This is a genomic window from Marinobacter zhanjiangensis, assembly GCF_014651935.1.
GTDB lineage: Bacteria > Pseudomonadota > Gammaproteobacteria > Pseudomonadales > Oleiphilaceae > Marinobacter > Marinobacter zhanjiangensis.
In genome coordinates this window covers 1-26643 of sequence record NZ_BMXV01000007.1, presented here as the reverse complement: position 1 = coordinate 26643, position 26643 = coordinate 1, and the positions used below count along the sequence as shown (strand labels likewise).

22 protein-coding genes and 1 other RNA gene are annotated in these 26643 nt (G+C 57.4%); 9 read left to right on the top strand and 14 right to left on the bottom strand.

The features are described from left to right. Nucleotides 1-5: 5 nt before the first annotated feature. On the bottom strand, nt 6-1421 hold the full coding sequence (locus IE079_RS14585; protein ID WP_189577526.1) for a TIGR03013 family XrtA/PEP-CTERM system glycosyltransferase: 1416 nt from the start codon (nt 1419-1421) through the stop codon (nt 6-8). Nucleotides 1422-1768: 347 nt separating this feature from the next. On the opposite strand from IE079_RS14585, the gene IE079_RS14580 reads away from it, so the two are divergent. Next, the gene (locus tag IE079_RS14580; RefSeq protein ID WP_189577525.1) at nt 1769-2704 is read left to right on the top strand and encodes an XrtA system polysaccharide deacetylase; all 936 of its coding nucleotides are present in this window, start codon (nt 1769-1771) and stop codon (nt 2702-2704) included. A gap of 37 nt (nt 2705-2741) precedes the next feature. Beyond that, a complete protein-coding gene (locus tag IE079_RS14575; protein ID WP_189577524.1) occupies nt 2742-3791 on the top strand; it encodes an ExeA family protein in 1050 nt (349 codons plus the stop codon). A gap of 148 nt (nt 3792-3939) precedes the next feature. Here the strand turns inward: IE079_RS14575 and greA are convergent, their stop codons facing one another. The 7 genes from greA to grpE all read right to left on the bottom strand — a co-directional run bounded on the left by greA (nt 3940) and on the right by grpE (nt 14028). Beyond that, nucleotides 3940-4419, bottom strand: coding sequence for a transcription elongation factor GreA (gene greA / locus IE079_RS14570; RefSeq protein ID WP_189577523.1), 480 nt, complete (start codon nt 4417-4419; stop codon nt 3940-3942). A gap of 2 nt (nt 4420-4421) precedes the next feature. Next, the gene (gene carB, locus IE079_RS14565; RefSeq protein WP_189577522.1) at nt 4422-7637 is read right to left on the bottom strand and encodes a carbamoyl-phosphate synthase large subunit; all 3216 of its coding nucleotides are present in this window, start codon (nt 7635-7637) and stop codon (nt 4422-4424) included. Nucleotides 7638-7706: 69 nt separating this feature from the next. Continuing rightward, entirely contained in the window at nt 7707-8837 is a 1131-nt protein-coding gene (carA, locus tag IE079_RS14560) for a glutamine-hydrolyzing carbamoyl-phosphate synthase small subunit (RefSeq protein WP_189577521.1), read from the bottom strand. Between the two features lie 429 nt (nt 8838-9266). Then, nucleotides 9267-10073, bottom strand: coding sequence for a 4-hydroxy-tetrahydrodipicolinate reductase (gene dapB, locus IE079_RS14555; RefSeq protein WP_189577520.1), 807 nt, complete (start codon nt 10071-10073; stop codon nt 9267-9269). 8 nt (nt 10074-10081) lie between these two features. After that, nucleotides 10082-11209: a molecular chaperone DnaJ gene (dnaJ, locus tag IE079_RS14550; RefSeq protein ID WP_189577519.1), complete on the bottom strand. Its 1128-nt coding sequence runs from the start codon at nt 11207-11209 to the stop codon at nt 10082-10084. 170 nt (nt 11210-11379) lie between these two features. Continuing rightward, the gene (gene dnaK / locus IE079_RS14545; protein WP_189577518.1) at nt 11380-13302 is read right to left on the bottom strand and encodes a molecular chaperone DnaK; all 1923 of its coding nucleotides are present in this window, start codon (nt 13300-13302) and stop codon (nt 11380-11382) included. Between the two features lie 123 nt (nt 13303-13425). Beyond that, nucleotides 13426-14028, bottom strand: a complete 603-nt coding sequence (grpE, locus tag IE079_RS14540) for a nucleotide exchange factor GrpE (protein WP_189577517.1) — start codon at nt 14026-14028, stop codon at nt 13426-13428. A 210-nt stretch (nt 14029-14238) separates the two neighbouring features. On the opposite strand from grpE, the gene recN reads away from it, so the two are divergent. Further along, complete coding sequence (recN, locus tag IE079_RS14535; protein WP_189577516.1) at nt 14239-15915, top strand: DNA repair protein RecN; 1677 nt, start codon at nt 14239-14241, stop codon at nt 15913-15915. A 192-nt stretch (nt 15916-16107) separates the two neighbouring features. Here the strand turns inward: recN and fur are convergent, their stop codons facing one another. Further along, a complete protein-coding gene (gene fur, locus IE079_RS14530) occupies nt 16108-16521 on the bottom strand; it encodes a ferric iron uptake transcriptional regulator (RefSeq protein ID WP_189577515.1) in 414 nt (137 codons plus the stop codon). A 102-nt stretch (nt 16522-16623) separates the two neighbouring features. Between fur and IE079_RS14525 the strand changes: the two genes are divergently transcribed. Further along, complete coding sequence (locus tag IE079_RS14525) at nt 16624-16959, top strand: outer membrane protein assembly factor BamE (RefSeq protein WP_227712525.1); 336 nt, start codon at nt 16624-16626, stop codon at nt 16957-16959. A gap of 17 nt (nt 16960-16976) precedes the next feature. Here the strand turns inward: IE079_RS14525 and IE079_RS14520 are convergent, their stop codons facing one another. From IE079_RS14520 to IE079_RS14510, 3 genes are all read right to left on the bottom strand, one after another. Beyond that, the gene (locus IE079_RS14520) at nt 16977-17255 is read right to left on the bottom strand and encodes an RnfH family protein (protein WP_189577514.1); all 279 of its coding nucleotides are present in this window, start codon (nt 17253-17255) and stop codon (nt 16977-16979) included. Then, nucleotides 17255-17707, bottom strand: a complete 453-nt coding sequence (locus tag IE079_RS14515; protein ID WP_189577513.1) for a type II toxin-antitoxin system RatA family toxin — start codon at nt 17705-17707, stop codon at nt 17255-17257. Before IE079_RS14515 ends, IE079_RS14520 begins: the two co-directional genes overlap by 1 nt. A 76-nt stretch (nt 17708-17783) precedes the next feature. Further along, entirely contained in the window at nt 17784-19295 is a 1512-nt protein-coding gene (locus IE079_RS14510; RefSeq protein WP_189577512.1) for a sodium-dependent transporter, read from the bottom strand. 183 nt (nt 19296-19478) lie between these two features. Between IE079_RS14510 and smpB the strand changes: the two genes are divergently transcribed. From smpB to IE079_RS14490, 4 genes are all read left to right on the top strand, one after another. Next, the gene (gene smpB, locus IE079_RS14505) at nt 19479-19961 is read left to right on the top strand and encodes an SsrA-binding protein SmpB (RefSeq protein WP_189577511.1); all 483 of its coding nucleotides are present in this window, start codon (nt 19479-19481) and stop codon (nt 19959-19961) included. 58 nt (nt 19962-20019) lie between these two features. Next, nucleotides 20020-20384, top strand: a transfer-messenger RNA (tmRNA) gene (gene ssrA / locus IE079_RS14500). Nucleotides 20385-20559: 175 nt separating this feature from the next. Continuing rightward, entirely contained in the window at nt 20560-21759 is a 1200-nt protein-coding gene (locus tag IE079_RS14495; protein WP_189577510.1) for a tyrosine-type recombinase/integrase, read from the top strand. Nucleotides 21760-21845: 86 nt separating this feature from the next. After that, entirely contained in the window at nt 21846-22886 is a 1041-nt protein-coding gene (locus IE079_RS14490) for a hypothetical protein (protein ID WP_189577509.1), read from the top strand. A 199-nt stretch (nt 22887-23085) separates the two neighbouring features. On the opposite strand, the gene IE079_RS14485 is transcribed toward IE079_RS14490, so the two are convergent. Both IE079_RS14485 and IE079_RS14480 read right to left on the bottom strand, forming a co-directional pair. Then, nucleotides 23086-24618, bottom strand: coding sequence for a YfjI family protein (locus IE079_RS14485; protein ID WP_189577508.1), 1533 nt, complete (start codon nt 24616-24618; stop codon nt 23086-23088). Next, a complete protein-coding gene (locus tag IE079_RS14480) occupies nt 24618-24845 on the bottom strand; it encodes a helix-turn-helix transcriptional regulator (protein ID WP_227712524.1) in 228 nt (75 codons plus the stop codon). Before IE079_RS14480 ends, IE079_RS14485 begins: the two co-directional genes overlap by 1 nt. 1174 nt (nt 24846-26019) lie before the next feature. Here IE079_RS14480 and IE079_RS14475 point away from each other — a divergent pair. Continuing rightward, complete coding sequence (locus tag IE079_RS14475) at nt 26020-26553, top strand: hypothetical protein (RefSeq protein ID WP_189577507.1); 534 nt, start codon at nt 26020-26022, stop codon at nt 26551-26553. Nucleotides 26554-26643: the final 90 nt, after the last annotated feature.

The window sequence follows — 26643 nt, the reverse complement described above, 5'->3', positions numbered from 1 at the left end:
ATCTCTTATCGCACCCCTTTGCCCAGTAGAACCACTTCAACGGTCTGGATCATTATCAGGAAATCCATCACGATGCTGTGGTTTTTCGAGTAATACAGATCGTATTCCAGTTTGCCCCGGGCGTCTTCAATCGACGCACCATAGGGATAATTCAGCTGGGCCCACCCCATAAGCCCCGGTTTTACGTAGTGCCGGGTGTTGTAGAAAGGCACCTGTTCCTTCAGTTGCTCGACGAACTCTGGCCTTTCCGGTCGGGGACCCACAAAGCTCATCTCCCCCTTGATCACGTTCCACAGCTGGGGCAGCTCATCCAGGCGGGTATTGCGGATGAACGCGCCCACTCTGGTGACCCGAGCGTCATTGGCGGTCGCCCACCGGGCCTTGCCGTCTTTCTCGGCGTCCTGGCGCATGCTCCGGAACTTGTAGATCCGGAACACCTTGCCCCGGGCTCCAACCCGCTCCTGGCTGTAAAGCGCAGGAAAGCCACTCTCGAGAACCACGGCCAGGGCGGTCAGTAACATGACCGGAGCCAACAGCACCGCCAGAGAGAGACTGATCAGCAGGTCCATCACCCGCTTGGTAAAATCCCGCGACCGGGACGCCTTGAAGCCGTCGGAAAACAGTATCCACGAGGGATGCACCAGCTCCAGGCGGGCCTTTTTCAGCTCTCTTTCATAAAAGGTGACCGCATCGGTTACGTCAATACCGCGAAGCTTGCATTCCATGAACGCATCCACGGGCAACTGACCGCCCTCGCTGGAGCGGCGCTCCTGCTGGGCAATCACGATCTCCGAGATGCGGTTCTGCTGGCAAAAGCGGTAGAAGTCAGTCGGCGCTGGCAGGTGGTGCCGGCTGTCGACTTTCGGCGTCGCGGAATCGGGAATACAGCCCATGATGCGGATGCCGGAGGCCTTGAGATTGGTCTGATAGTCCGACATCAGCGATTCGGCGAATTCGCCACCACCGTAGATCACCACCCGACGGGCCAGCTGGTCGGAATCCACCACCTTCAGGAACAGCTGCCGGATCAGTGTCACCAGGAAAATGGCGAGCAAGACCGCCCAGAACAGCTTGTCGCTGCCGGGGCTGACGTTGGGCAGAACCATGTAGAGGATGGTCAGGGCCAGGCCGCCAAGAAAGCAGAATGCCACCAGCGTGCGGAAGAACATGGAGGCAAAGCCTTCACGCACCATCGCAAAGTACACACCCATGGCCAGGGTGCCGCAGCTCATGACCAGGGCAAAGAGCAGGGCCGCTCCTGCGTTGGTCTGTGCCCTGCCGGCGCCCGCTCCCAGTTGGTCGAGAACGAAGCCCAACAGGTAGAAGGTGCCGAAAAGTACTGCAAATTCCAGTGCACCGAGCACCAGATAGGGAAGATGCAGATAGTGTTTTCTGATGCGTATATAAGACACACCGAACATCCTTGTCGCCTCTATAAAACTCGATGGGCCACCATAAAGGCGAATCGCGAAAGTGCATCGCAACTACAACCAGGTCGGGCCCGTAGCAAACCGAATCTGTCAGACGACGCTTGAGAGCTTTATTTCCTTGACTTCATTCTGCGCCGGAGATGTGACAATCTCAAGGTGATGCGTATCGATTTGTAACATGATTTTACAACTATTCACACTGTCGTGCGACAATGTTCGGCGAGTTGGGCGCATCGGCCATGACAAGACGGGGCGTTAAGGCTAGTATTTGAACGGATCGGGGATGTGGACACACTCCACAACACAAGCATTCAGGGATACGGAGAACGGAGCCTCCCATGACGGAACCAGTTCAGTCAGCCGTCGCAACAGGCGACACCAGGGGCAAGACCCTGCACGCATTAAGCGTGGATGTAGAAGACTATTTCCACGTTGCCGCCCTGTCTCAGGTTATATCCCCGGAAGACTGGGGCAGCCTGCCATCCCGTGTCGAACGCAATACCGAACGCCTGCTGGAGCTGTTCGACCGGAAACAGGTCAAATGCACGTTTTTCGTGCTGGGCTGGGTCGCCGAGCGATACCCCCAACTGATTCGCAAGCTGGCCGACCATGGCCATGAGATTGCCTCCCACGGCTACAGTCACCAGTTGGTCTATAACCAGACCCCGGCGGTGTTTACTGAGGAAACCCGTAAATCCAAGGCGCTTCTCGAAGACATTATCCAGCAACCGGTGACCGGCTACCGTGCCGCCAGTTACTCGATCACCCGGGAGTCACTGTGGGCCCTGGACATACTGGCGGAACTTGGCTTCACCTGGGATTCCAGCATATTCCCCATCCATCACGACCGCTACGGTATTCCGGATTCACCGAAGACCCCCTATACCATACAGACCAGTAACGGCACGGCCCTGAGGGAATTCCCGCTGACCACGGCCAGATTCTTCCGGATGACAGTTCCTGCGGCCGGGGGCGGCTATTTCCGGCAATTCCCCTACCCGCTGTTCCGCCATCTGTTCCGGCTGGCCAGTGTGGGAGACACCCAGCCCCAGATGTTTTACCTGCACCCCTGGGAGATCGACCCGGACCAGCCCAGGTACAACAACGCCAGCTGGTTTTCGCGCTTTCGCCACTACACAAACCTGGATAAATGTTACGGTCGTCTCGAGCGCTTGCTGGAAGACTTCCGCTTTGGCACGGTAAGCCAGAGCTATGAGGAATATAAGCCAGACCGCATCAAGCTCCACCAGAACGAAATGATTCGTCTGGCCTGACCACTTTCGTCTTGACCGATCACCAGGGACGAGCACCATGTATCTCGAGCACTTTGGATTACGTCGCCACCCCTTCCGGATGACCCCGGAAGACGATTTTGTCTACATGAGCCAGCAACACTCCAGGGCGTTCGTGTACATGAATTCCGCTATCTGGAGCCCAGAGGGGTTTGTCGTCATCAGTGGCGAAATCGGCTCCGGCAAGACCACCCTGCTCAAGAAGACCATCCGTAGCCTGGACGGTAACCTGAAGTTGCTGCACGTGTCCTACACCAACCTGAAGTCTGACGATTTCTTCCGGTTACTGATTCATCAGGCGGGCATCAAGACGGAAATGGACAGCAAGGTCACCATGCTGTTCGCCATTATGGATTACCTGCAGATGATGGCGGACCGGGGAACCCCGGTGGTGCTGGCGGTGGACGAGGCCCAGAACCTCACCAAGGAAAACCTGGAGGACATCCGCATGCTGGCCGGCCTGGAAGGTCTGGGCGGCCCGGCCATGCGGGTTATTCTGCTCGGCCAGCCCGAACTGAAGGATCACATCCGCAAGATCCAGCAGCTATCCCAGCGGGTGAAGCTGTTCTTCCACCTGGAGGGTCTTTCGGAGAAGGAAACCGGCGAGTACATCGACTATCGCCTGCTGGTAGCCGGGCACAAGGGCGCGCCCCTGTTTGACGAGGCCATGGTGCATGACATTTTCACCATGAGCAGCGGTATTCCCCGGGTTATCAACAAGCTCTGCGACGGTCTGATGATGTGCGCCTTTTCGGAAGAACGGCAGGTGCTCGACCGCCGTGACCTGAAGGAAATCCGCAAGGACCTGATGGGCGATGCGCCTGATCCCGGGAAGAAGCCCCCTATACCGACCAGCACCAGCTCTGCGGACTTTGAGCCGCCGGCTTCCGAGTCGCCATCACTCAGCGGCAGCGGTGAACTGAGCAATACGCTCTCGCGCATTGCCGATGCCCTGGAGGGCATCGACCGGAAAATCGGCATGTTCCTGCACGACAAGACCGAGACACCGCCGCCACAGGATTCAGGGAATGTGAAGCCCTTATCTCCGGGGCGGCACAGAAGTAATTGAGCAATCCATCCCCTCTCCCTTGAGGGGAGAGGGCCAGGGAGAGGGTGAAAAGAGTCGTACTCTGGAGTTCGCGGTCCCCACCCTCACCCCAACCCCTCTCCCCTCGAGGGAGAGGGGCTAAAGCGGAAGCCGGTGCTATGTCACAGCCTCAGATATGCTCCACTTCCTCGATTTCGTACTCCACGGTGCCAGACGGCACGCGTATGGCCACGACATCACCCTCGCTCTTGCCCACCAGGGCGCGGGCGATGGGTGACGAAATCGAGATCTTGCCACCCTTGATGTCGGCTTCGTCCTCTCCGGTGATCTGATAGGTCACCTGCTCGTCAGTTTCCACGTTGAGCAGCTTCACGGTCGTGCCGAAGATCACCTTACCGGTGTTCTCAATGCTGGTGACGTCGATCACCTGGGCGGCTGACAGTTTGCTCTCGATTTCCTGGATACGCCCCTCGATGAAGCCCTGTTGGTCCCGGGCCGCGTGGTATTCGGCGTTTTCCTTGAGGTCGCCGTGCGCACGGGCATCGGCGATGGCCTGAATGACTTCGGGACGATCGACGGACTTGAGCTGCCGAAGCTCTTCCCGCAGGCTTGCTTCGCCTTTGATGGTCATGGGTACTCGAGTCGTCATAATCAATTTCCTGAATGCAGTTCCTGCAGACGGCGTACCGTCCGCTCGGGTCCGAATTTGATGGCGCGGCAGAAGGCTTCGCCCCCTGCCAGCGTGGTTGTGTAGGTCACCTTGTGTTGCAGCGCCGACTGGCGGATCTGGGCCGAGTCCGCGATGGCCTTGCGGCCCTCGGTGGTATTGATGATCAGCTGAACCTTGCCGTTCTTGATGGCGTCGACAATGTGCGGGCGGCCCTCGCCGACCTTGTTGACCCGTTCCACCTCCAGGCCGGCCTCGGTGATCACCCGGGCGGTACCGGTGGTGGCCACCAGACGGAAGCCCGCTTCCACCAGGTCTTTGGCGAGCCTGAGCACACCGGGCTTGTCGACTTCGCGTACCGAGATAAACGCCGTGCCCTTGGCCGGCAGACGCTCACCGGCGGCCAGGGCAGCCTTGGCAAAGGCTTCATCGAAACTGTCGCCGATACCCATGACTTCGCCGGTGGACTTCATTTCCGGCCCCAGGATGGGATCCACCGCCGGGAACTTGTTGAACGGGAACACCGATTCTTTCACCGAGAAGTGGGTCGGCACGATTTCCTGGGTAAAGCCCTGCTCCTTGAGCGTGCGACCGGCCATGCAGCGGGCAGCCACCTTGGCCAGGGACACACCCACGGCCTTGGAGACGAATGGCACGGTGCGGGAAGCGCGGGGGTTCACTTCGATCACGTAGATCTCCCCGTCCTGCCAGGCCAGCTGCACGTTCATCAGGCCGATGACTTCCAGCTCCAGGGCCATCTTCTTGACCGCCTCGCGCATCTCGTCCTGCACCTCTTTCGGCAGGGTATACGGGGGCAGTGAACAGGCGGAGTCACCAGAGTGCACACCGGCCTGCTCGATATGCTGCATGATGCCCCCGATAACCACGTCCTGGCCGTCGCTGATGGCATCGATATCGATCTCGATCGCGGCGTTAAGGAAGTGGTCCAGCAGTACCGGACTGTCGTTGGAGACCAGCACGGCATCACGCATGTAGCGCACCAGCTCTTCTTCGTTGTAGACGATTTCCATGGCACGACCACCCAGCACATAGGACGGACGCACCACCAGCGGATAGCCAATTTCCCGGGCCACCAGGATGCCTTCCTCGTGGCTGCGCACGGTGGCGTTTTCCGGCTGTTTCAGGCCCAGGCGGGTGATCATCTGCTGGAAACGCTCCCGGTCCTCGGCGCGGTCGATGGCGTCCGGGCTAGTGCCGATGATGGGCACACCGGCGGCTTCCAGGCCACGGGCCAGTTTCAGCGGTGTCTGGCCGCCATACTGCACAATGACACCCTTTGGTTTTTCCTTGTAGACGATCTCCAGCACATCTTCCAGGGTGATGGGCTCGAAGTAGAGCCGGTCGCTGGTGTCGTAGTCGGTGGAAACGGTCTCCGGGTTACAGTTGATCATGATGGTTTCGTAACCATCCTCGCGCATGGCCAGGGCGGCGTGAACACAGCAGTAATCGAACTCTATGCCCTGCCCGATGCGGTTGGGTCCGCCACCGATGACCACGATCTTTTCGCTGTCGGAAGGCTCGGCCTCGCATTCTTCCTCATAGGTGGAATACATGTAAGCCGTGGACGAGGCGAACTCGGCGGCACAGGTGTCCACCCGCTTGTACACCGGGCGCACGTCCAGATCATGGCGCAACTTGCGCAGGGATACTTCGGAAATGCCCAGCAGCTTGGCCAGACGACCGTCGGAGAAGCCCTTGCGCTTGAGGCGGAACAGGGTGTCCCGGTCAATTTCGGTCTTTCCGGTGGTCTTGAGGGCCGCCTCTTCCAGAATAAGGTCTTCGATCTGCACCAGGTACCAGGGGTCCACATTGGTGTGGCGGAACACCTCGTCAACGGTCATGCCGGCGCGGAACGCCTCACCGATGAACCAGATACGCTCGGCACCGGGTACATTGAGTTCCTTGATCAGCGTCTCGCGGCCGCTGGTGCTGTCCAGGTCGACCTTTTCCTCGAAGCCTTCGGAACCCACTTCCAGCCCACGCAGGGCTTTCTGCATGGATTCCTGGAAAGTCCGGCCGATGGCCATCACCTCACCCACGGACTTCATCTGGGTGGTCAGGCGGGCGTCCGCCTGGGGGAATTTCTCGAAGGTGAAGCGGGGAATCTTGGTGACCACATAGTCGATGCTGGGCTCGAACGACGCCGGCGTGATGCCGCCGGTAATGTCGTTCTGCAGCTCGTCCAGGGTGTAGCCCACCGCCAGCTTGGCCGCCACCTTCGCAATAGGGAAGCCAGTGGCCTTGGAGGCCAGCGCGGAGGAACGGGACACCCGCGGGTTCATCTCGATGACGACCATGCGGCCGTTGTCCGGATTGACCCCGAACTGCACGTTGGAGCCGCCGGTTTCCACGCCAATTTCACGCAGCACCGCCAGCGAGGCGTTCCGCATGATCTGGTATTCCTTGTCGGTGAGGGTCTGGGCCGGCGCGACGGTAATGGAATCGCCAGTGTGCACCCCCATGGCATCGAAGTTCTCGATGGCACAGACGATGATGCAGTTGTCGTTCTTGTCACGAACGACCTCCATCTCGTATTCCTTCCAACCGATCAGGGATTCGTCGATCAGCAGCTCGTTGGTGGGTGACAGGTCCAGCCCCCGGGTGCAGATTTCCTCGAACTCTTCCCGGTTGTAGGCAATACCGCCACCGGAGCCGCCCATGGTAAAGGACGGGCGGATAATGCAGGGGAACCCGATCTCATCAGCCACCTTCCAGGCTTCTGCCATGGAGTGAGCGATGGTCGCCTTGGGGCATTCCAGGCCGATTTTCCGCATGGCCTTGTCGAACCGGTCCCGGTCCTCGGCCTTGTCGATAGTGTCGGCATTGGCGCCAATCATTTCCACGCCATGCTTGTCGAGGATGCCGTGCTTCTCGAGGTCGAGGGCGCAGTTCAGTGCGGTCTGACCACCCATGGTGGGCAGCAACGCGTCCGGCTGCTCCTTCTCGATGATCTTCTCGACCGTGCGCCAGGTGATGGGCTCAATGTAGGTGGCATCCGCCATGGCCGGGTCGGTCATGATGGTGGCCGGGTTGGAATTCACCAGGATTACCCGGAACCCCTCTTCCCGCAGGGCCTTGCAGGCCTGGGCCCCGGAATAGTCAAACTCGCACGCCTGGCCAATCACGATGGGGCCAGCGCCCAGGATCAGGATGCTCTTGATGTCGGTCCGCTTTGGCATTTCTCAGTCAACCTGTCAGCTAAATTCAGATTCGTGGAGCCTTTCGGCAACGCTGTGTCGGGCGCCCGCTTACGCGGTGCGTGCTTCCATCAGCCGGATAAACTGGTCGAACAGCGGGGCCACGTCATGGGGCCCCGGGCTGGCTTCCGGGTGGCCCTGGAAGCTGAACGCCGGTTTGTCGGTACGTCGCAGGCCCTGGAGCGTGCCGTCGAACAGGGACTTGTGGGTCGCTTCCACATTGTCCGGCAGGGAGGTTTCGTCCACCGCGAAACCGTGGTTCTGGCTGGTGATCATCACCGTGCCGTCCTGGAGATTCTGCACCGGGTGGTTGGCGCCGTGGTGGCCATGGCCCATCTTTATACTTTTTGCCCCGCTGGCCAGTGCCAGCAGCTGATGGCCCAGGCAGATGCCGAATACGGGGATATCGGTTTCCAGCACCTCGCGGATGGCGGTGATGGCGTAGTCGCAGGGCTCGGGGTCACCGGGGCCGTTGGACAGAAAGACGCCATCGGGATTCATCGCCAGCACCTCGGAGGCAGGCGTCTGTGCCGGCACGATAGTCAGCTCGCAGCCCCGGCTGGCCAGCATACGCAGGATGTTCTTCTTGACGCCGTAGTCCCAGGCCACCACCTTGAAGCGGTTTTCAGTGCGCTTGCCATAGCCTTCGCCCAGGACCCACTCGGTCTCGTCCCAGGTCCAGGTGTCCTTGCGGCAGACCTCCTTGGCCAGATCCATGCCTTTCAGGCCCGGGAAGGCCTCGGCCAGTTCCAGGGCACCCTCGGCGGTGACACTTTCACCGGCGACAATGGCGCCATTCTGGGAGCCCTTGTCGCGCAGGATACGGGTCAGGCGGCGGGTATCGATGCCGGCAATACCGATGCGGTTGCTTTCCTTCAGGTAGTCGGACAGGGTCTGCTGGCTGCGCCAGTTGCTGGCCATCAGCGGCAGGTCACGAATGATAAGGCCGGCGGCCTGGATGTGGTCGGATTCCACATCCTCATCGTTGATACCGGTGTTGCCAATATGAGGATAGGTCAGGGTTACAATCTGACGGGCGTAGGACGGATCCGTGAGGATCTCCTGGTAACCGGTCATGGCGGTATTGAAAACCACCTCACCACTGGTTTCGCCGTCGGCGCCGATGGCGACTCCGTGAAACAGGCTTCCGTCTGCGAGTGCAAGGATGGCTGGTGTACTCAAGGCGTGTATCCTCAATCGGGTTCGTTTGGGCGAACGGGAACGCAAGCGCAAATTCAGGTCGCAAAAAAGCGAGAGGGGGTGTTGCCCCGTCCCGCTTCTGTATCCGCCCTCGAAATCATCCGGACTTCCGGGCGGGCTCTGTTTTCAGGTTACGCTTGGTGCAGTTAAATCGCCTTATTGTAGAAAATACGGCGATCTGTGTCCATGCTAAAGATGTCCACCCCCAACAGCCTGTGACGGACATTCCCTCTCCTCGGCGAGGAGCCTGCAGGATTCAACGCCTTGCATACCCTCTCCCCAACGAGGGAGAGGGGCAGGGTGAGGGGGACGCCCGCAGGACGCTAGAGACCAAACTTGAGAGTTGCCTGCTCCACCCTCACCCCAACCCTCTCCCCTCAAGGGAGAGGGGGTAAAACAAGAGCAGGACGCTTAGTCTTTAAGAGACAGCACATCCTGCATGTCATACAGCCCGGCCGGCTTGCCCTGCAGCCATCGCGCCGCGCGTATGGCGCCCTTGGCGAAGGTCATGCGGCTGCTGGCCTTGTGGGTGATCTCGATGCGCTCGCCCATGGTGGCAAACAACACTGTATGATCACCGACCACATCCCCCGCGCGAACGGTTTCGAAACCGATCTCGTCACGGGAACGCTCACCGGTGAAGCCTTCCCGCCCGTAGACGGCGCACTCCCCGAGATCACGCCCGAGGGCGTCGGCAACCGCCTCGCCCAGGCGCAATGCAGTACCGGAGGGGGCGTCCTTCTTGTGACGGTGATGGGTCTCGATGATTTCCACATCGTAATCATCGCCAAGTGCTGATGCGGCCTTGTGCAGAAGGTCCAGCATCACGTTGATGCCGACGCTCATGTTGGGCGCAAACACCACCGGTGTCTTCTCGGCCGCCAGCCTGACCTGTTCCTTTTCCGCATCGGTCATGCCGGTGGTGCCGATAACGACCGCCTTGCCGTGCTCACTGCAGAACGCCAGGTTCTCCAGCGTCAGATCCGGGAAGGTGAAATCGATCAGGATATCGAAGGCATCCTTCACATCCCCGACATTGCCGGCCAGGGCCACGCCGTTCTTGCCGATACCGGCCATTTCACCGGCATCCGCACCAATCAGGGAGCTTTCCGGGTGAACAATGGCGGCACCCAGCGTGAGGTCGTCCGCCTCATCAATGGCTTCGATCAGTACCTTGCCCATTCGCCCGGCCGCACCGGTTACCGCAATCCGTGTCATGGCAAACCTCAGAATTTCATTTCGTCAAAGAAGTTCTTCACGCCTTCAAACCAGTTAGTTTTCCGGGGCCCGTGATTGTTGCCGTTGTTGCCATCCAGGGTCTCCTGGAACTGCTCCATCAGGTCCTTCTGTTTCTTGGTCAGGTTGACCGGCGTTTCCACCATTACGCGGCAAAGCAGGTCGCCCGCCGGGCCGCCACGCACCGGGGAAACCCCCTTGTTACGCAGCCGGAACAGCTTGCCGGTCTGGGTCTCGGGCGGGATCTTGAGCTTGACGCGACCATCCAGGGTCGGCACTTCCAGCTCGCCGCCAAGAGCCGCATCCACAATACTGATAGGCACCTCGCAATAGAGGTTGCGCCCATCGCGGGTGAAGATGGAGTGTTCCCGCACCGCAACCTGCACATACAGATCACCCGGCGGACCACCATCAATGCCCATTTCGCCTTCACCGGACAGGCGGATCCGGTCACCGGTATCAACGCCGGGCGGAACCTTGACGGAAAGGGTCTTCTCTTCCTGCAGGCGGCCGGCACCATGACACTTGCTGCACGGATTCTTGATGACCTGACCAGCGCCACGACAGGTCGGACAGGCCTGCTGCACGGTGAAGAAGCCCTGCTGCATGCGAACCTGACCCATGCCTTTACAGGTGCCACAGGTTTCCGCACGGGAACCCTTGGCGGCACCGCTGCCTTCGCAAAGATCACATTCCACGTGACCAGGCACCCGGATTTGCACGGTGGTGCCGTGAACGGCTTCCTCAAGATCCAGCTCCAGGGTGTAACGCAGGTCGGCACCGCGATTGCTGCGCCCCCGGCCACCGCCGAAGATATCGCCGAACACATCGCCAAAGATGTCCGAGAAGCTGGCGCCACCGCCACCAAAGCCGCCGCCACCGCCGGCCTGACCATCCACGCCGGCATGACCGAACTGGTCGTAGGCCGCGCGCTTGTTGGCGTCCATCAGCACGTCGTAGGCTTCCGTGGCCTCCTTGAACTTGACCTCTGCTTCAGCGTCGTCCGGGTTACGGTCCGGATGGTATTTCATGGCGAGCTTGCGATAGGCCCGCTTGATCTCCTTCTCGTCCGTATCCCGGGATACCCCGAGAACTTCGTAGTAGTCACGTTTGGCCATGCTGGAAAACCTTGTTGAAAAACCTGTCTGTGCCGGGAGCCAATGGGCTATTCGCACTGACTCCAAACCGATACCGGGCCCTGACATCGCAGGAACCCACTGTTCTCAAACGCAGAAAACGCGGGGGCGATAAACCAACCCCCGCGTTATTACTGCACTGACGTTGGCGCTTAGCGCTTGTCGTCGTCTTTCACTTCCTCGAACTCCGCATCAACGGCGTCATCGGAGGTGCCACTGGCCTGCTCTTCACCGCCGGCCTGCTGGGCCTGCTCGCCTTCGTTGGCGTACATCTTCTGGGCCAGCTCGCCAGACACTTCGGTCAGCTTCTGGGTCTTGGCCTCGATGTCTTCCTTGTTGGAGCCTTCCAGCGCTTCCTCGAGTTCCTTGATGGCGGACTCGATATTTTCCTTCTCATCGTCGGTGACCTTGTCGCCGGCGTCGTTCAGGGTCTTGCGCACGGTGTGAACCATGGCGTCACCCTGGTTGCGGGCCTGGACCAGCTCCTCGAACTTGCGATCTTCCTCGGCATTGGCCTCGGCGTCGCTGACCATCTTCTCGATCTCGTCTTCGTTGAGACCGGAGGAGGCCTTGATCACGATGGACTGTTCCTTGCCGGTAGCCTTGTCCTTGGCGGACACGTTGAGGATACCGTTGGCGTCGATGTCGAAAGTTACCTCGACCTGCGGCACGCCGCGCGGTGCCGGCGGGATATCCGCCAGATCAAACCGGCCCAGCGACTTGTTCTGGGACGCCTGCTTGCGCTCGCCCTGAACCACGTGGATGGTCACCGCGGTCTGGTTGTCCTCGGCCGTAGAGAAGGTCTGCGACTTCTTGGTCGGGATCGTGGTGTTCTTGTCGATCAGCGGTGTGGCTACGCCACCCATGGTCTCGATGCCCAGGGTCAGCGGAGTCACGTCCAGCAGCAGCACGTCTTTCACGTCGCCTGACAGAACCGCGCCCTGGATGGCTGCGCCGATTGCAACGGCTTCGTCCGGGTTGACGTCTTTCCGTGCTTCCTTGCCGAAGAAGTTCTTCACCTTCTCCTGCACCAACGGCATGCGGGTCTGGCCGCCGACCAGGATAACTTCGTCAACCTCGTTGCCGGACAGGCCGGCGTCCTTCAGGGCCACCTTGCAGGGCTCGAGGCTGCGTTCGATCAGGTCTTCCACCAGCGCCTCAAGCTTGGCGCGGGTCAGCTTGACGTTCATGTGCTTGGGACCGGCCTGGTCAGCCGTGATATACGGCAGGTTGACGTCGGTCTGCTGGCTGCTGGACAGCTCGATCTTGGCCTTCTCGGCCGCTTCTCTCAGGCGCTGCATGGCCAGTGAATCGCCACGCAGGTCGATGCCGCTGTCCTTCTTGAACTGATCCGCCAGGTATTCGATGACCTTCAGGTCAAAGTCCTCACCACCCAGGAAGGTGTCGCCGTTGGTCGCCAGAACCTCGAACTGGTGCTCGCCATCCACATCGGCAATTTCGATGATGGACAGGTCAAACGTACCACCACCCAGGTCATAGACAGCGACGGTACGATCGCCACTCTGCTTGTCCATGCCATAAGCCAGTGCAGCAGCGGTCGGCTCGTTGATGATCCGCTTCACTTCCAGGCCGGCGATCTTGCCGGCATCCTTGGTGGCCTGACGCTGGCTGTCATTGAAGTAGGCCGGAACGGTGATAACCGCCTCGGTGACTTTCTCACCCAGGTAGTCTTCCGCGGTCTTCTTCATTTTCTTCAGCACTTCGGCGGACACCTGGGGCGGCGCCATCTTCTCGCCTTTCACTTCCACCCAGGCATCACCGTTGTCGGCATTGGTGATCTTGTACGGCACCATCTTGATGTCTTTCTGTACCACGTCGTCTTCGAAACGACGGCCGATCAGACGCTTGATGGCATGAAGCGTGTTGTGCGGGTTGGTGACTGCCTGACGCTTGGCAGACTGGCCAACCAGGGTCTCGCCATCGTCGGTGTAGGCGATAATGGAAGGCGTGGTGCGATCGCCTTCGGCGTTTTCGATAACCTTGACCTTGTCACCATCCATGATGGCAACACAGGAGTTGGTCGTGCCCAGGTCGATACCGATAATCTTACTCATGAAATCACTCCGTTTAGCTGTCCAGACCGAATGTGTGATATCCGGTTTTGTCTGATTCTGTGCCGGCCCGACCGGGACGGCTTTTGACTGTTACCTGCCTATATTGGCTCCGACGTCGACTTTTCAAGCCTGCTCGTCGATTTTTGGCCCATCTTCTGCTTTGGCAACCATCACCATGGCGGGGCGGACCAGGCGTCCGTTGAGGGTATAGCCCTTCTGCATCACCGCGACCACGGAGTTGGGCTCCGCGTCCGGAGCCGGCACCATGGACATGGCCTCGTGCAGCTGGGGATCAAACGGCTCGCCCACCGGGTTCAGCGGCTCGACATTGAACTTGCCCAGGCTCTTCATGAACAGGTCCAGGGTCATCTCGACACCCTCGCGGATGTTGGTAACCACCTCATCGGTGCTCTTCTGGTTCTCGGTGCTCTCCACCGCCTTTTCCAGGCTATCCGCCACCGGCAGCAGTTCCTTGACGAACCGCTCGAGGGCGAACTTGCGCGCCTTCTCCACGTCGATTTCCGCCCGCCGGCGCACATTCTGCATCTCGGCCTGACTTCTCAGTACCTGCTCCTGAAGCTCCTTTACGCGGGCTTCCATGGAGTCGGGGTCTTCCTCCACCGAGGAGGTCTCGCCTTCCTGCTTCTCGGAGACGGGCTCACCGGCGCGCTCCTCTGCCTTCAGCTCCTCGTCGACTTTCTCGTTGCGATTCTCGTCAGCGCTCATCAGCTACTCCCGCTTGATTCAATGCGCGGCTGGCCGCGCTATTACCCGATATTGATGGAAACTTGCCAACCGATATGGGGCCCAAATACATCCTTTCAACCGCGAAAAAATCACAAAACCGCATAGCTGGGTTTGCATACAGTGTTTTTGCTGTATATATTCACAGTTACTGTATTCTTGAACAGTGTTCGTGACTCAGGGAGACACCACATGCTGACTCAACTCACGGTTTCCAATTACGCCATTGCCGAGCGCGTCGAGCTCCAGTTCCAAAATGGCATGACCGCCCTCACCGGCGAGACCGGTGCCGGCAAGTCCATCGTGCTGGACGCACTGGCACTGGCCATGGGAGGCCGTGGCGATGCCGGTGCAGTACGCCACGGCGCCAAGCGGGCGGACATTACCGCCACCTTTGATATTGCCCGCATCACCGAGGCCCGGGAGTGGCTGGAGGAGCAGGACCTGGATGACGGCAACGACTGCATCCTGCGACGTGTGATCGGCCGCGATGGCCGGTCCCGCGCCTATATCAACGGACAGCCCTGCCCCCTGAACCAGCTGAAGGAACTGGGTGCGACCTTGATGGACATCCACAGCCAGCATCAGCACCAGTCACTGATGAAAAAGGACACCCACCGCCGCCTGCTGGACGAGTTTTCCGGCTCTGAAGACCTGGCCATCAAGACGCGGCTCGCCTGGAAGCAGTGGCACCAGGCCCGTGAACGCCTGATCAGTCGGCAACAGAATGCCGACGAAACCGAAGCCCGCCTGCAACTGTTGCGCTATCAGGTGGAAGAGCTGGACCGGCTGGCCCTGGAAGTAGACGAGCAGTCACAGCTGGAACAGGAGCAGGAACAGCTCAGCCACGCGGAAACCGTGCGTCAGCACAGCCACCAGGCGGCCATGTTGTGCTCCGAGGATGAAACCAGCGCGGCAGACATGGTCCGCCAGGCGCTACAGCAGCTCGAGCAGTTGCCGGTGGCAGTACCGGCACTGGCCGACACCATCCAGATGCTGAACGAAGCCCAGATCCAGCTATCGGAAGCTGGCAACAATCTGATTCACTTCGTCGACGATTACGAGGCGGACCCGGAGCGCCTGCAGGAAGTGGAAGAACGCCTGAGCGCCATTTACCAGCTGGCGCGCAAACACAGAATCCAGCCGGAACAGTTGCCGCAGCTGCACCAGCGCCTGAGCGATGAGCTGGCCGAACTGGACAACAGCGGCGGCAGCCTGGAGCAGCTGGAAGCAGACGTGGAAAACTACCGGAAGGCCTACCAGACCGTTGCCGACAAGCTGTCACTGGCCCGGCGCGAAGGTGCCGCGACTCTGGACCAGCGTATCGGCGAGGAACTGACGGAACTGGGCATGCCCACCATGCAGTTCATCAGCCAGCTGGACAGCCGCAACGACGAACCCGGTCCGGCCGGCAATGAAGACATTGAATTCCTGATAAGCGCCAACCCCGGCCAGCCGGCGCGCCCCCTGGCCAAGGTGGCTTCCGGTGGTGAGCTGTCCCGGATCAGTCTGGCGATTCAGGTTGTGGTCGCCCAGACCTCCACTACGCCAACGCTGGTGTTTGATGAGGTAGACGTCGGCATCGGTGGCGGCACAGCGGAAGTGGTCGGCAGATTGCTCCGCGCCCTGGGAGAAAGCGGTCAGATTATCTGTGTAACCCACCTGCCCCAGGTTGCGGCGCAAAGCCATCAGCACCTGTTTGTCAGCAAGTTTACCGAGGCCGACACCACCTTCTCGAAAATCGAGACACTGAACGATCAGGGGCGCATCAGCGAGGTAGCACGCATGCTCGGTGGCGTCGACATGACAGAACAGACCCTGGCTCATGCACGGGAGATGTACACCAAAGGGCAGGCCACTCACCACTGAACAGAGTATCCCGGGTTCGGGATGAACAGAGGAACACAGCTCTCACGGACTCCCTTCTCGTCAGAGAGCTTTTTAGAGTGCCGCCCCGGCGCTCTTTTTTTTGGCAACAGCAAAAGAAAAATCCGGGACTCATGGGCAGCGCGAGATCGCACGGCCGCCCGCAGACGACCGCGCCGGGGAAGGGGCGGCTCGTCAGGACTTGCGGGCCGGCTTCACGTAGAGGATCAGGCTGTGGTCAACAATCTCGTAGCCGTGCTCTTCGGCGATTTTTCTTTGACGCTCTTCAATCACTTCATCGACAAATTCGATGACCTCACCAGTCTGTGTACAGACCATATGATCGTGATGGTCATCGCCGGCCATTTCGAAGACGGCATGACCACCCTCGAAATTATGACGCAGCACCAGGCCCGCCGCTTCAAACTGGGTCAGAACCCGGTAAACCGTCGCGAGGCCCACGTCGTCACCCTGATCCAGCAGTTTCTTGTACACATCCTCGGCGCTCAGGTGATGCTCTTCCGCTGTTTCCAGGATGTTGAAAATCTTCACCCTGGGCAGCGTTACTTTCAGGCCTACCTTGCGCAGTTCGGCGTTTTCCGATGACATAATGATCTTCGCTCTTTGGTGTGTTCAGTGCTTCCGGTATTATACCGCCTTAATCCGACTGATAAACCGTTTCATTCCCGGCCAAAAGGACATCCGTTCCTGATGCACCTGATCCATAAAGTTGTACCTGTTCTGCTGCTGGCGCTTCTTGCCGGCTGCGCATTCCCTGGCGTCTACAAGATGAACGTCCAGCAGGGGAACATCGTTACCGATAAAGAAATCGCCCAACTGGAACCCGGCATGTCACGCTCTCAGGTGCACTCCGCTCTCGGCACCCCATTAACGCTGAATGCAGCGGATACCTCTGTTGAATACTATGTGTACACCTTTCAGGAAGCTGGAGGGAAAATACGCAAACAAAGGGTGACCGTCCACTATGATGGTGACAACTTCACCCACCTTGACAAGGACATGCTGGACGAGCTGCCCGCTTACTGACGGCAAGCTGCCCGTGATCACGCCTTTTTGCGCGCCCGGTTCTTCCGGGCCTGCTTGGGATCGATCTTGAGCGGACGGTAGAGCTCGACCCGGTCACCTTCCCGCAGCACATGCTCCGCTGGCTCTTTGACCACCTTGCCGAATATGCCCATGTCGACATTCTCGGGATCCAGCCCGGGGAACAGGTCACCGATGCCCGACTGGCGAACCGCCTCCAACATAGTGGTGCCCTGGGCTACCTGCACCGGAACAATTTCCTGACGCTCCGGGGTTGCATAAGCCACTTCCACCTGCATCAGCGTGCCACCATCGTCTGTGCGTAGATCTCATTTGCCCTGCGACAGAAAGCTTCAACCATGGTGCTGGCGGCCTGGTTGAAAACCGGACCGAACGTCATTCGCGACAGGGCTCCGGAAAACTCGAAGTCCAGCTGCAGCACTACCTTGCAGGCATTGCTGTCGAGAGGCAGGAACTGCCAGCGCCCTTCCAGATCCCGGAACGGGCCATCCACCAGAATCATATCAATCCGCTCATGGGACAACAGCCGATTGCGAGTGGTCAGGCGATGCTTCACGCCGCCCCTGGCCACGTCCATCGATGCCAGCACCTCGGCATCGGTCCGCTCATGCACTTCTGTTCCGGCACACCAGGGGAGGAATTCCGGGTAACTTGCCACATCGTCAACCAGGGCGAACATGCGCTCTGCGGAGTGCATTACCAGGGCGCTTTTATCAATCTGATGAGCCATGAATCCTGATTTTCCTGTTGCTGATCACTGCCTGCCATGATATCCGATTTGCTCCTGTTTTGCGGCATCACCGTGCTCAAAAATCCGCCGCCCGGCCAGGGCCCTTTTGCCTTCCGGGCGTTTGATCCATGTTCCGGCTACTCTCGCTCTGGCTGCCAGTTGTCAGCTCATGGGCCGGCTGTCTGCACCAGACCAGATTGCCGTTCTCGCACATCAGTTGCAGCGATGCCACCGAATAGCTTGCCCCGACGGCCACTACAACCACTGGCAGCAGATAGCGCAAGGCAAAGTGCCACAGACGGGCCAGCCATTGATGGGCGCCCCCCAGGAGCTCCGAGAGATAACCCACCGGCGCCAGCCACCCCAGAAAAACCGCAAGCGCCGCAGCAACCAGTGGAATCAGAAGGCCACTGGTGACCAGTTCAATCCAGCGAAAGGGCGTCAGGCCGAGAAACTGGACATCAGACCAGATATTGAATGAAAACAGGGTGACCAGACCGGTAAGCCAGGCCAGCACCAGCACCAGAAGCACCGATACCGGCCGCGGCGACACCAGCCATTCCCGCAACCAGCCAACAACCGCCTCCACCAGAACAAGTGCCGAGGTCCAGGCAACCAGAAGGATCGCCACAAACACGGCTGTGGACAGCAGCTGGTGATAATCGAAACCACCCAGCCCCACCGGCAGTGCAATGAAAACCAGACCGAAGCCTCTTGCGTCGGTGGGATTGATCATTGACTGGGCTATGCCATAAATCACCACCCCGGCCATCACACCAACGATCGTGTCCAGCAGCGCCACACCAACGACAGACCGCTTCAGGGGTGTCCCCGGAGCCATCAGTGCGCCCATCACCGTCCAGACTCCCAGCCCGATACCCAGCGTATAGAATGCATGGGACAGGGCAACCCACGCGCTCTGGAAACTGACATCGTGCCACCGGAGTCCCATCACGGCGTCCAGCGAGCCGGCCCCGGCACCCTGCCAATAACTCCAGCCCAGCAATGCCACCAGCAATATCAGAAACACCGGCATGACCAGGCGGACCGCACGCTCCACCAAAGCCTGACGGACGGCAACCAGCCCAACCAGGACCACAAACCCCAGATGCCAGGCCACAAAGCCCCGATACTCATGAGGGTTTTCGACCAGCCGACCAAGCGTATGGGTCATGGAGGCCGGTGTTGCGTCCGCGAACGCCCCCAATGCCCCATAGAACACATAGGCAAGACAAATAGAGCCGATGACAAGGGTGATGGACAGAACCAGAAAACCGGATAAAACACTGACCCGCCCCACCCAGCGCCAGCGGGGGGAAAGCCGCCGGCTCTGCGCCTCGGTCCGCATGGCCAGGGCGATGTTGTGACGGGAATGCCGCCCCAGGGCACTTTCTGCCAATATCAGCGGGAGCGTCACCAGAAGCAGAAAAGCCAGATACATCAGAACGAAATAACCGCCTCCGAACTGACTGGCCAGCCAGGGGAAGTACCACAGATTGCCCAGCCCGATGGTGGCGGCAGCGGCGGCCCAGAAAAAGGTGCTCCGTCCGCTCCAGAGCCCCAAGGTCGTGTTCAATGGTGTCGGCATTCGATTACCTGTTCCAGGAAGTGCCCTCATTGTAGCCGAAATCGTCTGACGGATGACCCGATATCCGGACCTGGGTTACACTTCACCCCTTGTCTGCGACCGGATTGACCCCATCTACGTCTGGCCAACCTGGCAAAGCCCAGACGATACATCAGTGACACGAATGTCCAACGGAAAGACTCCATGAGCAAAAAGAAACCGGCGAATTCCGGGGGCACTATCGCCCTCAACAAGAAGGCCCGGCATGAATATCACATCGAGGAACGCATAGAAGCCGGCGTTCAGTTACTGGGCTGGGAGGTCAAATCCCTGCGTGCCGGCAAGGGCCAGATCACCGAGGCCTATGTATTGTTCCGCGATGGCGAGGCCTTTTTGTTCAACGCGCAAATCACGCCGCTTATTGCAGCCTCAACCCATGTCGTTGCGGATCCGACCAGGAATCGCAAGCTGTTGCTGCACGCCAAGGAAATCGCCAGGCTGATGGGCAAGGTCAACCAGGCCGGCCATACCTGTGTTCCGCTGGCACTTTACTGGAAAAAGAACAAGGTAAAGTGCGAAATCGCGCTGGTGAAGGGCAAGAAGCTGTTCGACAAGCGGGCCACGGAAAAAGAGCGCGACTGGAACCGACAGAAGCAACGCATACTGCGAGAGCACAACACCGGCTGAGCACATAGCGATAAAACACCTTGAAGTGTGTGGGTTCGGCCCCATATACTAAGAGTAAGGGGACGACATGGCTTCGACGCCGGTGACGATCCCTTGAGTGCATGTCGAGATGGCAGCGAATCTCGTTAATCCCAAGCTGCAACGCAATAGTCGCAAACGACGATAACTACTCACTAGCAGCGTAAGCTGCTAGTCGTCCTGACCGGGTTGCCTGTAGCCCGGAAGCTACATCTCAGGACGTCATCTTATACGGGATGCTCCGTTATCCAGAGCCCACTGGCTAACGGCTAAGATTCAAAGGGCTCGCCTCTTACACCCTGGCCTTTGGGTCGTTTGAGGTTAAATTAATAGAAGGACGCTAAACATGTAGAGCTCAAGGCTGAGTACTGGCGGACGCGGGTTCAATTCCCGCCGTCTCCACCAACCAAAAGTTTCAAGGAGTCCCATAAGATCCCTAGAAACGCCCCAAAGCCCCGTCATCGGGGCTTTTTTATGCCCACACGATTCCTATTGATCTCATAGCATCCCAGAAAAATTGCGGGTAACATTGTGGGTAACACTCTCTATCCTTCCACCGTTACCCACAAACCCTAGATCTATGGCCCGTCAACTCAATAAACTATCCGCCAATGAAGTGAAAAATGCCAAAGGTTCCGGGAAGATACGGAAGCTAGCGGACGGTGGCGGCCTTACCCTAGTGATCAAGGGAGAATCGAAGTACTGGTGGCTTAGGTACCGGTTTGCGGGTAATGAAAAAACACTTTCGCTGGGCAGTTACCCGCAAGTCTCCCTAGCAGATGCTCGCCGGGCCCGCGATGACGCAAAAGGACTGCTTCAACAGAATATTGACCCCAGCTCACACAGGCAACGGGAGTCCGCACAGAGAACCTCTGATGGGGAGAACACATTTCGCTCACTCTGCGAGGACTGGTTCAAGCAAAAGCATTCCGTTGAAGTTACAGAGTCACACGCCGTGCGCAACTGGAGAAGATTGGAGATTTATACCTTTCCTCAACTTGCCAGGCGACCTATCCGTTCAATTGAGCCAGCTGACGTCTTACAAGTGCTGGATAGAATCACCAAAAAGGGAAATATAGAGACTGCACACCGGGTCAAGACGCTTATAAGCTTGGTTTTTCGATACGCTGTCGCAACATCGAGGGCCGATTCAGACGTTACGCGGGATCTGACGGGCTACCTGCCGAAAACGCAGATAAAGCACCAACATGCGTTGGTCCGCCCAGACCAGGTTTCGATCATGTTGAAAGATATCGACGCGTATCACGGCCACTATGCGACCTCAGCTGCCTTAAAGCTCTCACCTCTGGTGTTCACCCGACCTGGGGATCTAAGGCAGATGCTTTGGGATCAAATTGACTTTGCCAAAACCCAGTGGGAGTTGCCGACCACAAAGAATGGGGCTCCTTTAGTGGTTCCCTTGTCAGAACAGGCAATTGCAATTCTGAGACAAATCGAACCGATTACAAAACACCGCAGCCCTTACGTATTTCCCAATGCCAGAGACGCGAAACGACCCATGAGCAACGTGGCGATCAAAGCCGCTCTCGACCGCACTGGCTATGGTGGGAAAATGACCGCGCACGGCTTCCGGGCAATGGCTAGGACTTTGTTGCAAGAAGAACTTCGCTATCCCGTTTACTTGATTGAGATGCAATTAGGCCACCGCGTGGCTGATATGCATGGGCGGGCGTATAACCGAACCGAGTTCTTGGACGAGAGGCGATCCATGATGCAGCACTGGGCCAACTATCTGGACGAGCTCAAAGCCAGGGACTAAAGTTTCGAGCCCACGATAATGACTGTATGAAATTCGTAACGCCAAAAGCTTGGATTACGGCGGAAATTTAGGAGCTGGAGCTTCGCATGCCTGATATCTCAGACAGTAACTACAGTCTCTTTCCGGCTGAAAAGGCTGCTCAAGACCTGTCAATCTCACTTGCCACCTTGTTCGAATTGGCATCACAGGAGAAATGCAGCTTCCTTATTGATATACCCGATGCCGTCGAAGTCTATATCAGAGGTCGCGACACTCTTAGATCCGGAGACGGCATCTTCGGTCGTCCAGCCAACAGACGGTTGCAGCAGGAGCCGCTGATCCGGGTTCATCGTGAGATTGAATTTCTCTGCCTCAAACCGTCTGAGTGTTCACTCTTAATGCATCGAGTGAAAATCGGAAAGAAAGTGTTTCCCGCCGTAGGACTCATGAACGCGGACGGCAGCGTGGAGTGCATCGACACGCTCAGCTACACAAAACGTTATCCCGACCAAAGACACCAGAAACTCAACATGTTTGGTGGCTTTCTCACATATCAGCCCTCCGAAGAGGGTCTCGATTGGCTAGGCCAGCAACAACAACCCACTACTGAAAAGTCAGTACCCATCCGAACTGATAGCCTGCTAATTTGCGCCAACGACCTTGATAAAATAGCCCGTAGATCTCGTGCAACTGGGCGTAATTACGGCAAATTTGAACCAGAGCCTTGGACCTCAACAATGCTTGCACATCTCAATGAAGCCTCGACGTTTTTCTTTTCCGCTGGCGGCAATGTAGACAAGGCAATAATCAAAGATTGGTTTCGGCAACGGTGGGCACACAGAGAAGTAGGAAGAGACGTTATAGAGCAAGCGACAAATGCCATTTTACCTGATCACCTATACCGTGATGCTCCACCACGAAACCAGTTATCGCAAGATACCATCAACAACTATAACGATTACGCATCCAGCGCTTTGATAATCATGAATGAGGCAGCCAAAGGATACTGGAAAGCAATGGAATCCAGGAGAACCAAGAAATACTTTGCTCTTCGGTATACCATAATCAAGGAACTCAGTGGGCCAGATGGCAAGGGGTTCACGAGGAAGTTGGCAGGAGCTACCGCAACGATAATCCGGCCAGATTAACCCAAGATAGACCATAGATGGCATATCGCGCCCAGAATTCCCTTCGGAGGTAGTGTTACTCTGGACCGTCCTCTTTTGACCTGGCCCAGACTCGGCACATTCCCTCTAATTAATTTCCGATCATGCTATAAAAAACTGCCTCAGCCAGTGCATTCAGCACTTCCCCCATACCAGATAGCTGCAACCTCCAATGAGGCTTTTAAGAGCCGTCTGATCTCATCTGCCCAAATATCACAGCTTGCGCAGTTAGTGGCTCATAAAGCTCCCATGGCCGTAAATCTATGCATGCGACTTTTCCCATCATAAACATTGAAATTCGCCCATCTATTTGAAGCAGGTCCAGGGCCGTCTCCAGGCGCCGCTTATCTCTCAAGCGGTTCGGGCCATATTGCCGGATATAATTCCTCCGAATATAGCGCTGACCGCGCATTTGGATATGGATCATCCACTCGTTCAACTCATGGGCGTCGGTCAGCTCCTGGGGTGGGGGGACGAACAGCCGGAGGAACTCGTTTGAATACCAAAAGCACGTATTGATTGCTAACTCAAGAGTCTCTCTCGATATGCCTCCTTCGAACCCTTCAAACCAGTGGAAATGTGCGGCCAGTCGAGCAATGTTATCAGCAAGCTTCGACGCATGATCCCCGGCTCTCTCAAACCTGCCACCTGGTCTAATCTCTGCCTCGATCGCGTTTGCAACCTCAAACCATCGTTCTGAAGCCTCAGAACTAAACTGCACGACTTGTTTTTCTTTTGTAGACTCTTCAAGTAACGTGACATTCTCTTCTAACAACGTATTCAGACGTTCAGTAAATTTATCTCGATGCTGCCATGATTGAGTTACCTTCGTGATGAAGCGACTGCCTTGGGTGGACGGTGGTTGGGCTACGAAAAAGCGTGCCCATAGCCCGGACCCACGGGAAGTTTCACCGTACTTCTCCATATACTTGTCAAAGCTACTTTTTTGAACCATGAGCGATACCGTCAGGCGCGCTCCTACCAACTCATAGCTCTGGCCACTCTTGCGGTCTACGGTAATGGAATCACCGCTCCACATCGCATTCTGCTTCGATAGATCCTTGAGCGCGGAACCGGCCAGCACCCCGCCGCCTTCGCTCGAAACCAGCCCTGCAGTTGGCCAATTCTGGGAGAGCTCATAAAACAGCGCCTCAGAAGTCGAATCCTCATAAAGCAGTTTGCGCCCTTTAGGCCTGACGGGTTCATTACTCTCGTTCTCCAAAAGCATCTGTTCTTCAAGTGTTGAAGAGGACCCGCTGGAAGCCTTTTTAGCGATGCTCTTGATCAGAGCTTTCCGCCGGGTGTTCCAAACATCATGCTCAACCTGCCACTTTCGCAAACTTTCCTCGTACCTAGATTTATGCTTGCGTTGAAATTTACGTATCGGGTCCAGAAACGTATTATCTACAGTAGACTTACGCTCCCCTGAATCGGCAATAGTCAGCATCATGATGGATGTTGGCCCCCTCTGCCCATTCGGCTTGCGCACGTCAATTAGTCCCTGCTGAGCTAGGGCTAATGCCGTCAAGGCGCTGTTGACAATGAGAGCCCTAGGCGCTTGAACATTGCTCTGAGCTTCGTCAACCAGCGCGTTGAAAAGCGGTAGTCCAATATGCCACGGGAATGGAGAATCCCTCCTCGGCAAAGACGAAAGCGACCATACGCTTTCAACCCACGGCTCTGGGTTACTTGTCTGAGTGACAAAAGAGGTCATCACGCGATCCTCTGTGAGTTAACGCACTCCTCAAGCCAGCCATTCAATTCTGACTCGACCCACCCAACAGATCCCCCACCAAGACGCACCTGTTTTGGGAACGAGGGGTCGTATTGCTCTGATCCAGGATCGAGTTTTCGGTAGATTGTTGAGCGAGATAGACCCGTTCGTTCGATTACGTGCTTTAACCTGAGAATGAATACATCAGTTCCGTTGTTAATAGACATTGTGAGCTCCTCTGTTGATGACCGAGTACTCATCCTAAAACCCGTGCTTTAAAACGCATACTGCGGGAGCGTAACGTCTGCTAACGTTACTCTTAGTAAGACTGCTCTTTGTTTATATTCAGCTGGGTCAGTGGAGGGCGTTGGCTTAGAAAGCTGATACTCGATCGCTTAGGCCGACTTGCGATACCGAAGGGATGGAAAGCCGTAAGAAATGGGCTCGGCCACGGCTACTGTTGCTACAAATAGCGGATGTAGCAGATCAATTAACGATTGGAATGACCACTCTGGGTTTTGGCCCGGGCTTGCTTCCTGGCCATTAAGGCTGGGCCTCTGTTACTGAAGTTATTGTCGAATCTGGCAGATGACCATCAGGTAGCGTCGCTGCCGGGTTGATTACTAACCTCTTCTTCACCCCAAAACCGTTGGTTGTCTGCAACCAACTTCAGTTACTTGCCCCCCCCCTTGCTCTTGCCAGTGTTTCTAAGCGAACTGTGCCGAAGGTGGAAAAAATCGGATTGGTCGTCCAGAACTGAATCCAGTGAACGGCCAAGAAACCGTATAAGGCCGGCAGCTCGCTCCAACCCATCGCGGGATTCCCACGACCTTGACGTACTTGCGCGGAATCGCTTCAAGGTGCGGTCGAAGGCCCGGAAAGGGGCAATCTGCATTCGGCCAGCCCACATGACAGCCAGCCTATGGCTTTACTTACCCGACACTAACTTTTTTAAAGCGCGGGGTTCCACCCACCCGGCATTCAAAGCCCATAGGATTTCTCATCCACGGTATCCCCTACCTTGGCAGTCAGTATCTATTTGGCTTTCTATGTTATTAATGGGATAAACATCATTAGTGTTCATGGCAACACAGAGCATTGGGCTCACGTAGTGAAAGCCCAGCAGAGACATCAGGGGAAGCCTTCTCATCCATCTACCCTCCCACACAGACGTCACAGGCTGGCAGGGAGATCCCCCTAAGGGATCGAGCCGAACTACCGGTAGTGGAAAGCATCATGAGACAGACGAGTCCAAAAGGGGCTACGTACTGAGAACAACGGTCTCGGTGGGCAGATCCTCTCAAGCGACCTGGCTCACTTTACGGCAGTGCTGTAATTCTTTACATGACCAGGTGATCGTACGAGCACAACGCTCCAAACACCTTCACCTGGAGTTTACTCATGTACCACATGCCCTACGACGACACCCCTACCGACGAAGAGATGCTGGACTGGTTGAGCAGCATGCACGAAGGCGAAATGACGACGAATGCCCTAGGCCAGAATATCGTCGTCCCTTCAGATCACTACTGGCGACAGTATGTGATTCAGAGTGACCAACAATTGAAGGAAATGGCCCGCACTGGACATGCTCTTGATAGCCACCGATTGATTCAGCCGGAGGCCTTCGGCAGCGATGCGGTCATACTGGCTGCAGATCCACTTCTGGAGACCCTGACCACCCTTTACATCTTGCTAGTGACGATGTTCCAGGAAACCGACATTGGCCGCCACTATTGCCCCAGTCCGTACGCGACGCGCTTTCTGGGGGCCTTTGACAACTGTGCCTACCTTCGAGAGGCGGGGTTTTATCAGCCGCCGGCCATGAGCCGTGAGGTGGCGGAGCAGACCGTGGTGGAGCTCAACCAGCGGCTGGAAGCTTGGCATCAGAGCCTGAAACAGCCGGACTTTGCTTACGTGTTAGTGGCCAATTAAAATGACCCACTACTGGCCATTAATTTTGACCCACCTCCGAGTGGCCGTCAGGCCACAGAACCAGCTACTGTCCCCCGCTTTTATCGATGG

Coding starts and splice junctions, on each gene's coding strand:
- fur (WP_189577515.1), bottom strand. CDS start 16,521: ATGTCATCGGAAAACGCCGAACTGCGCAAGGTAGGCCTGAAAGTAACG.
- greA (WP_189577523.1), bottom strand. CDS start 4,419: ATGACGACTCGAGTACCCATGACCATCAAAGGCGAAGCAAGCCTGCGG.
- dnaJ (WP_189577519.1), bottom strand. CDS start 11,209: ATGGCCAAACGTGACTACTACGAAGTTCTCGGGGTATCCCGGGATACG.
- IE079_RS14480 (WP_227712524.1), bottom strand. CDS start 24,845: ATGTCTATTAACAACGGAACTGATGTATTCATTCTCAGGTTAAAGCAC.
- IE079_RS14485 (WP_189577508.1), bottom strand. CDS start 24,618: ATGACCTCTTTTGTCACTCAGACAAGTAACCCAGAGCCGTGGGTTGAA.
- IE079_RS14525 (WP_227712525.1), top strand. CDS start 16,624: ATGCACCTGATCCATAAAGTTGTACCTGTTCTGCTGCTGGCGCTTCTT.
- smpB (WP_189577511.1), top strand. CDS start 19,479: ATGAGCAAAAAGAAACCGGCGAATTCCGGGGGCACTATCGCCCTCAAC.
- IE079_RS14490 (WP_189577509.1), top strand. CDS start 21,846: ATGCCTGATATCTCAGACAGTAACTACAGTCTCTTTCCGGCTGAAAAG.
- grpE (WP_189577517.1), bottom strand. CDS start 14,028: ATGAGCGCTGACGAGAATCGCAACGAGAAAGTCGACGAGGAGCTGAAG.
- dnaK (WP_189577518.1), bottom strand. CDS start 13,302: ATGAGTAAGATTATCGGTATCGACCTGGGCACGACCAACTCCTGTGTT.
- IE079_RS14475 (WP_189577507.1), top strand. CDS start 26,020: ATGTACCACATGCCCTACGACGACACCCCTACCGACGAAGAGATGCTG.
- IE079_RS14585 (WP_189577526.1), bottom strand. CDS start 1,421: ATGTTCGGTGTGTCTTATATACGCATCAGAAAACACTATCTGCATCTT.
- recN (WP_189577516.1), top strand. CDS start 14,239: ATGCTGACTCAACTCACGGTTTCCAATTACGCCATTGCCGAGCGCGTC.
- IE079_RS14510 (WP_189577512.1), bottom strand. CDS start 19,295: ATGCCGACACCATTGAACACGACCTTGGGGCTCTGGAGCGGACGGAGC.
- IE079_RS14580 (WP_189577525.1), top strand. CDS start 1,769: ATGACGGAACCAGTTCAGTCAGCCGTCGCAACAGGCGACACCAGGGGC.
- carB (WP_189577522.1), bottom strand. CDS start 7,637: ATGCCAAAGCGGACCGACATCAAGAGCATCCTGATCCTGGGCGCTGGC.
- IE079_RS14495 (WP_189577510.1), top strand. CDS start 20,560: ATGGCCCGTCAACTCAATAAACTATCCGCCAATGAAGTGAAAAATGCC.
- IE079_RS14575 (WP_189577524.1), top strand. CDS start 2,742: ATGTATCTCGAGCACTTTGGATTACGTCGCCACCCCTTCCGGATGACC.
- IE079_RS14520 (WP_189577514.1), bottom strand. CDS start 17,255: ATGCAGGTGGAAGTGGCTTATGCAACCCCGGAGCGTCAGGAAATTGTT.
- dapB (WP_189577520.1), bottom strand. CDS start 10,073: ATGACACGGATTGCGGTAACCGGTGCGGCCGGGCGAATGGGCAAGGTA.
- IE079_RS14515 (WP_189577513.1), bottom strand. CDS start 17,707: ATGGCTCATCAGATTGATAAAAGCGCCCTGGTAATGCACTCCGCAGAG.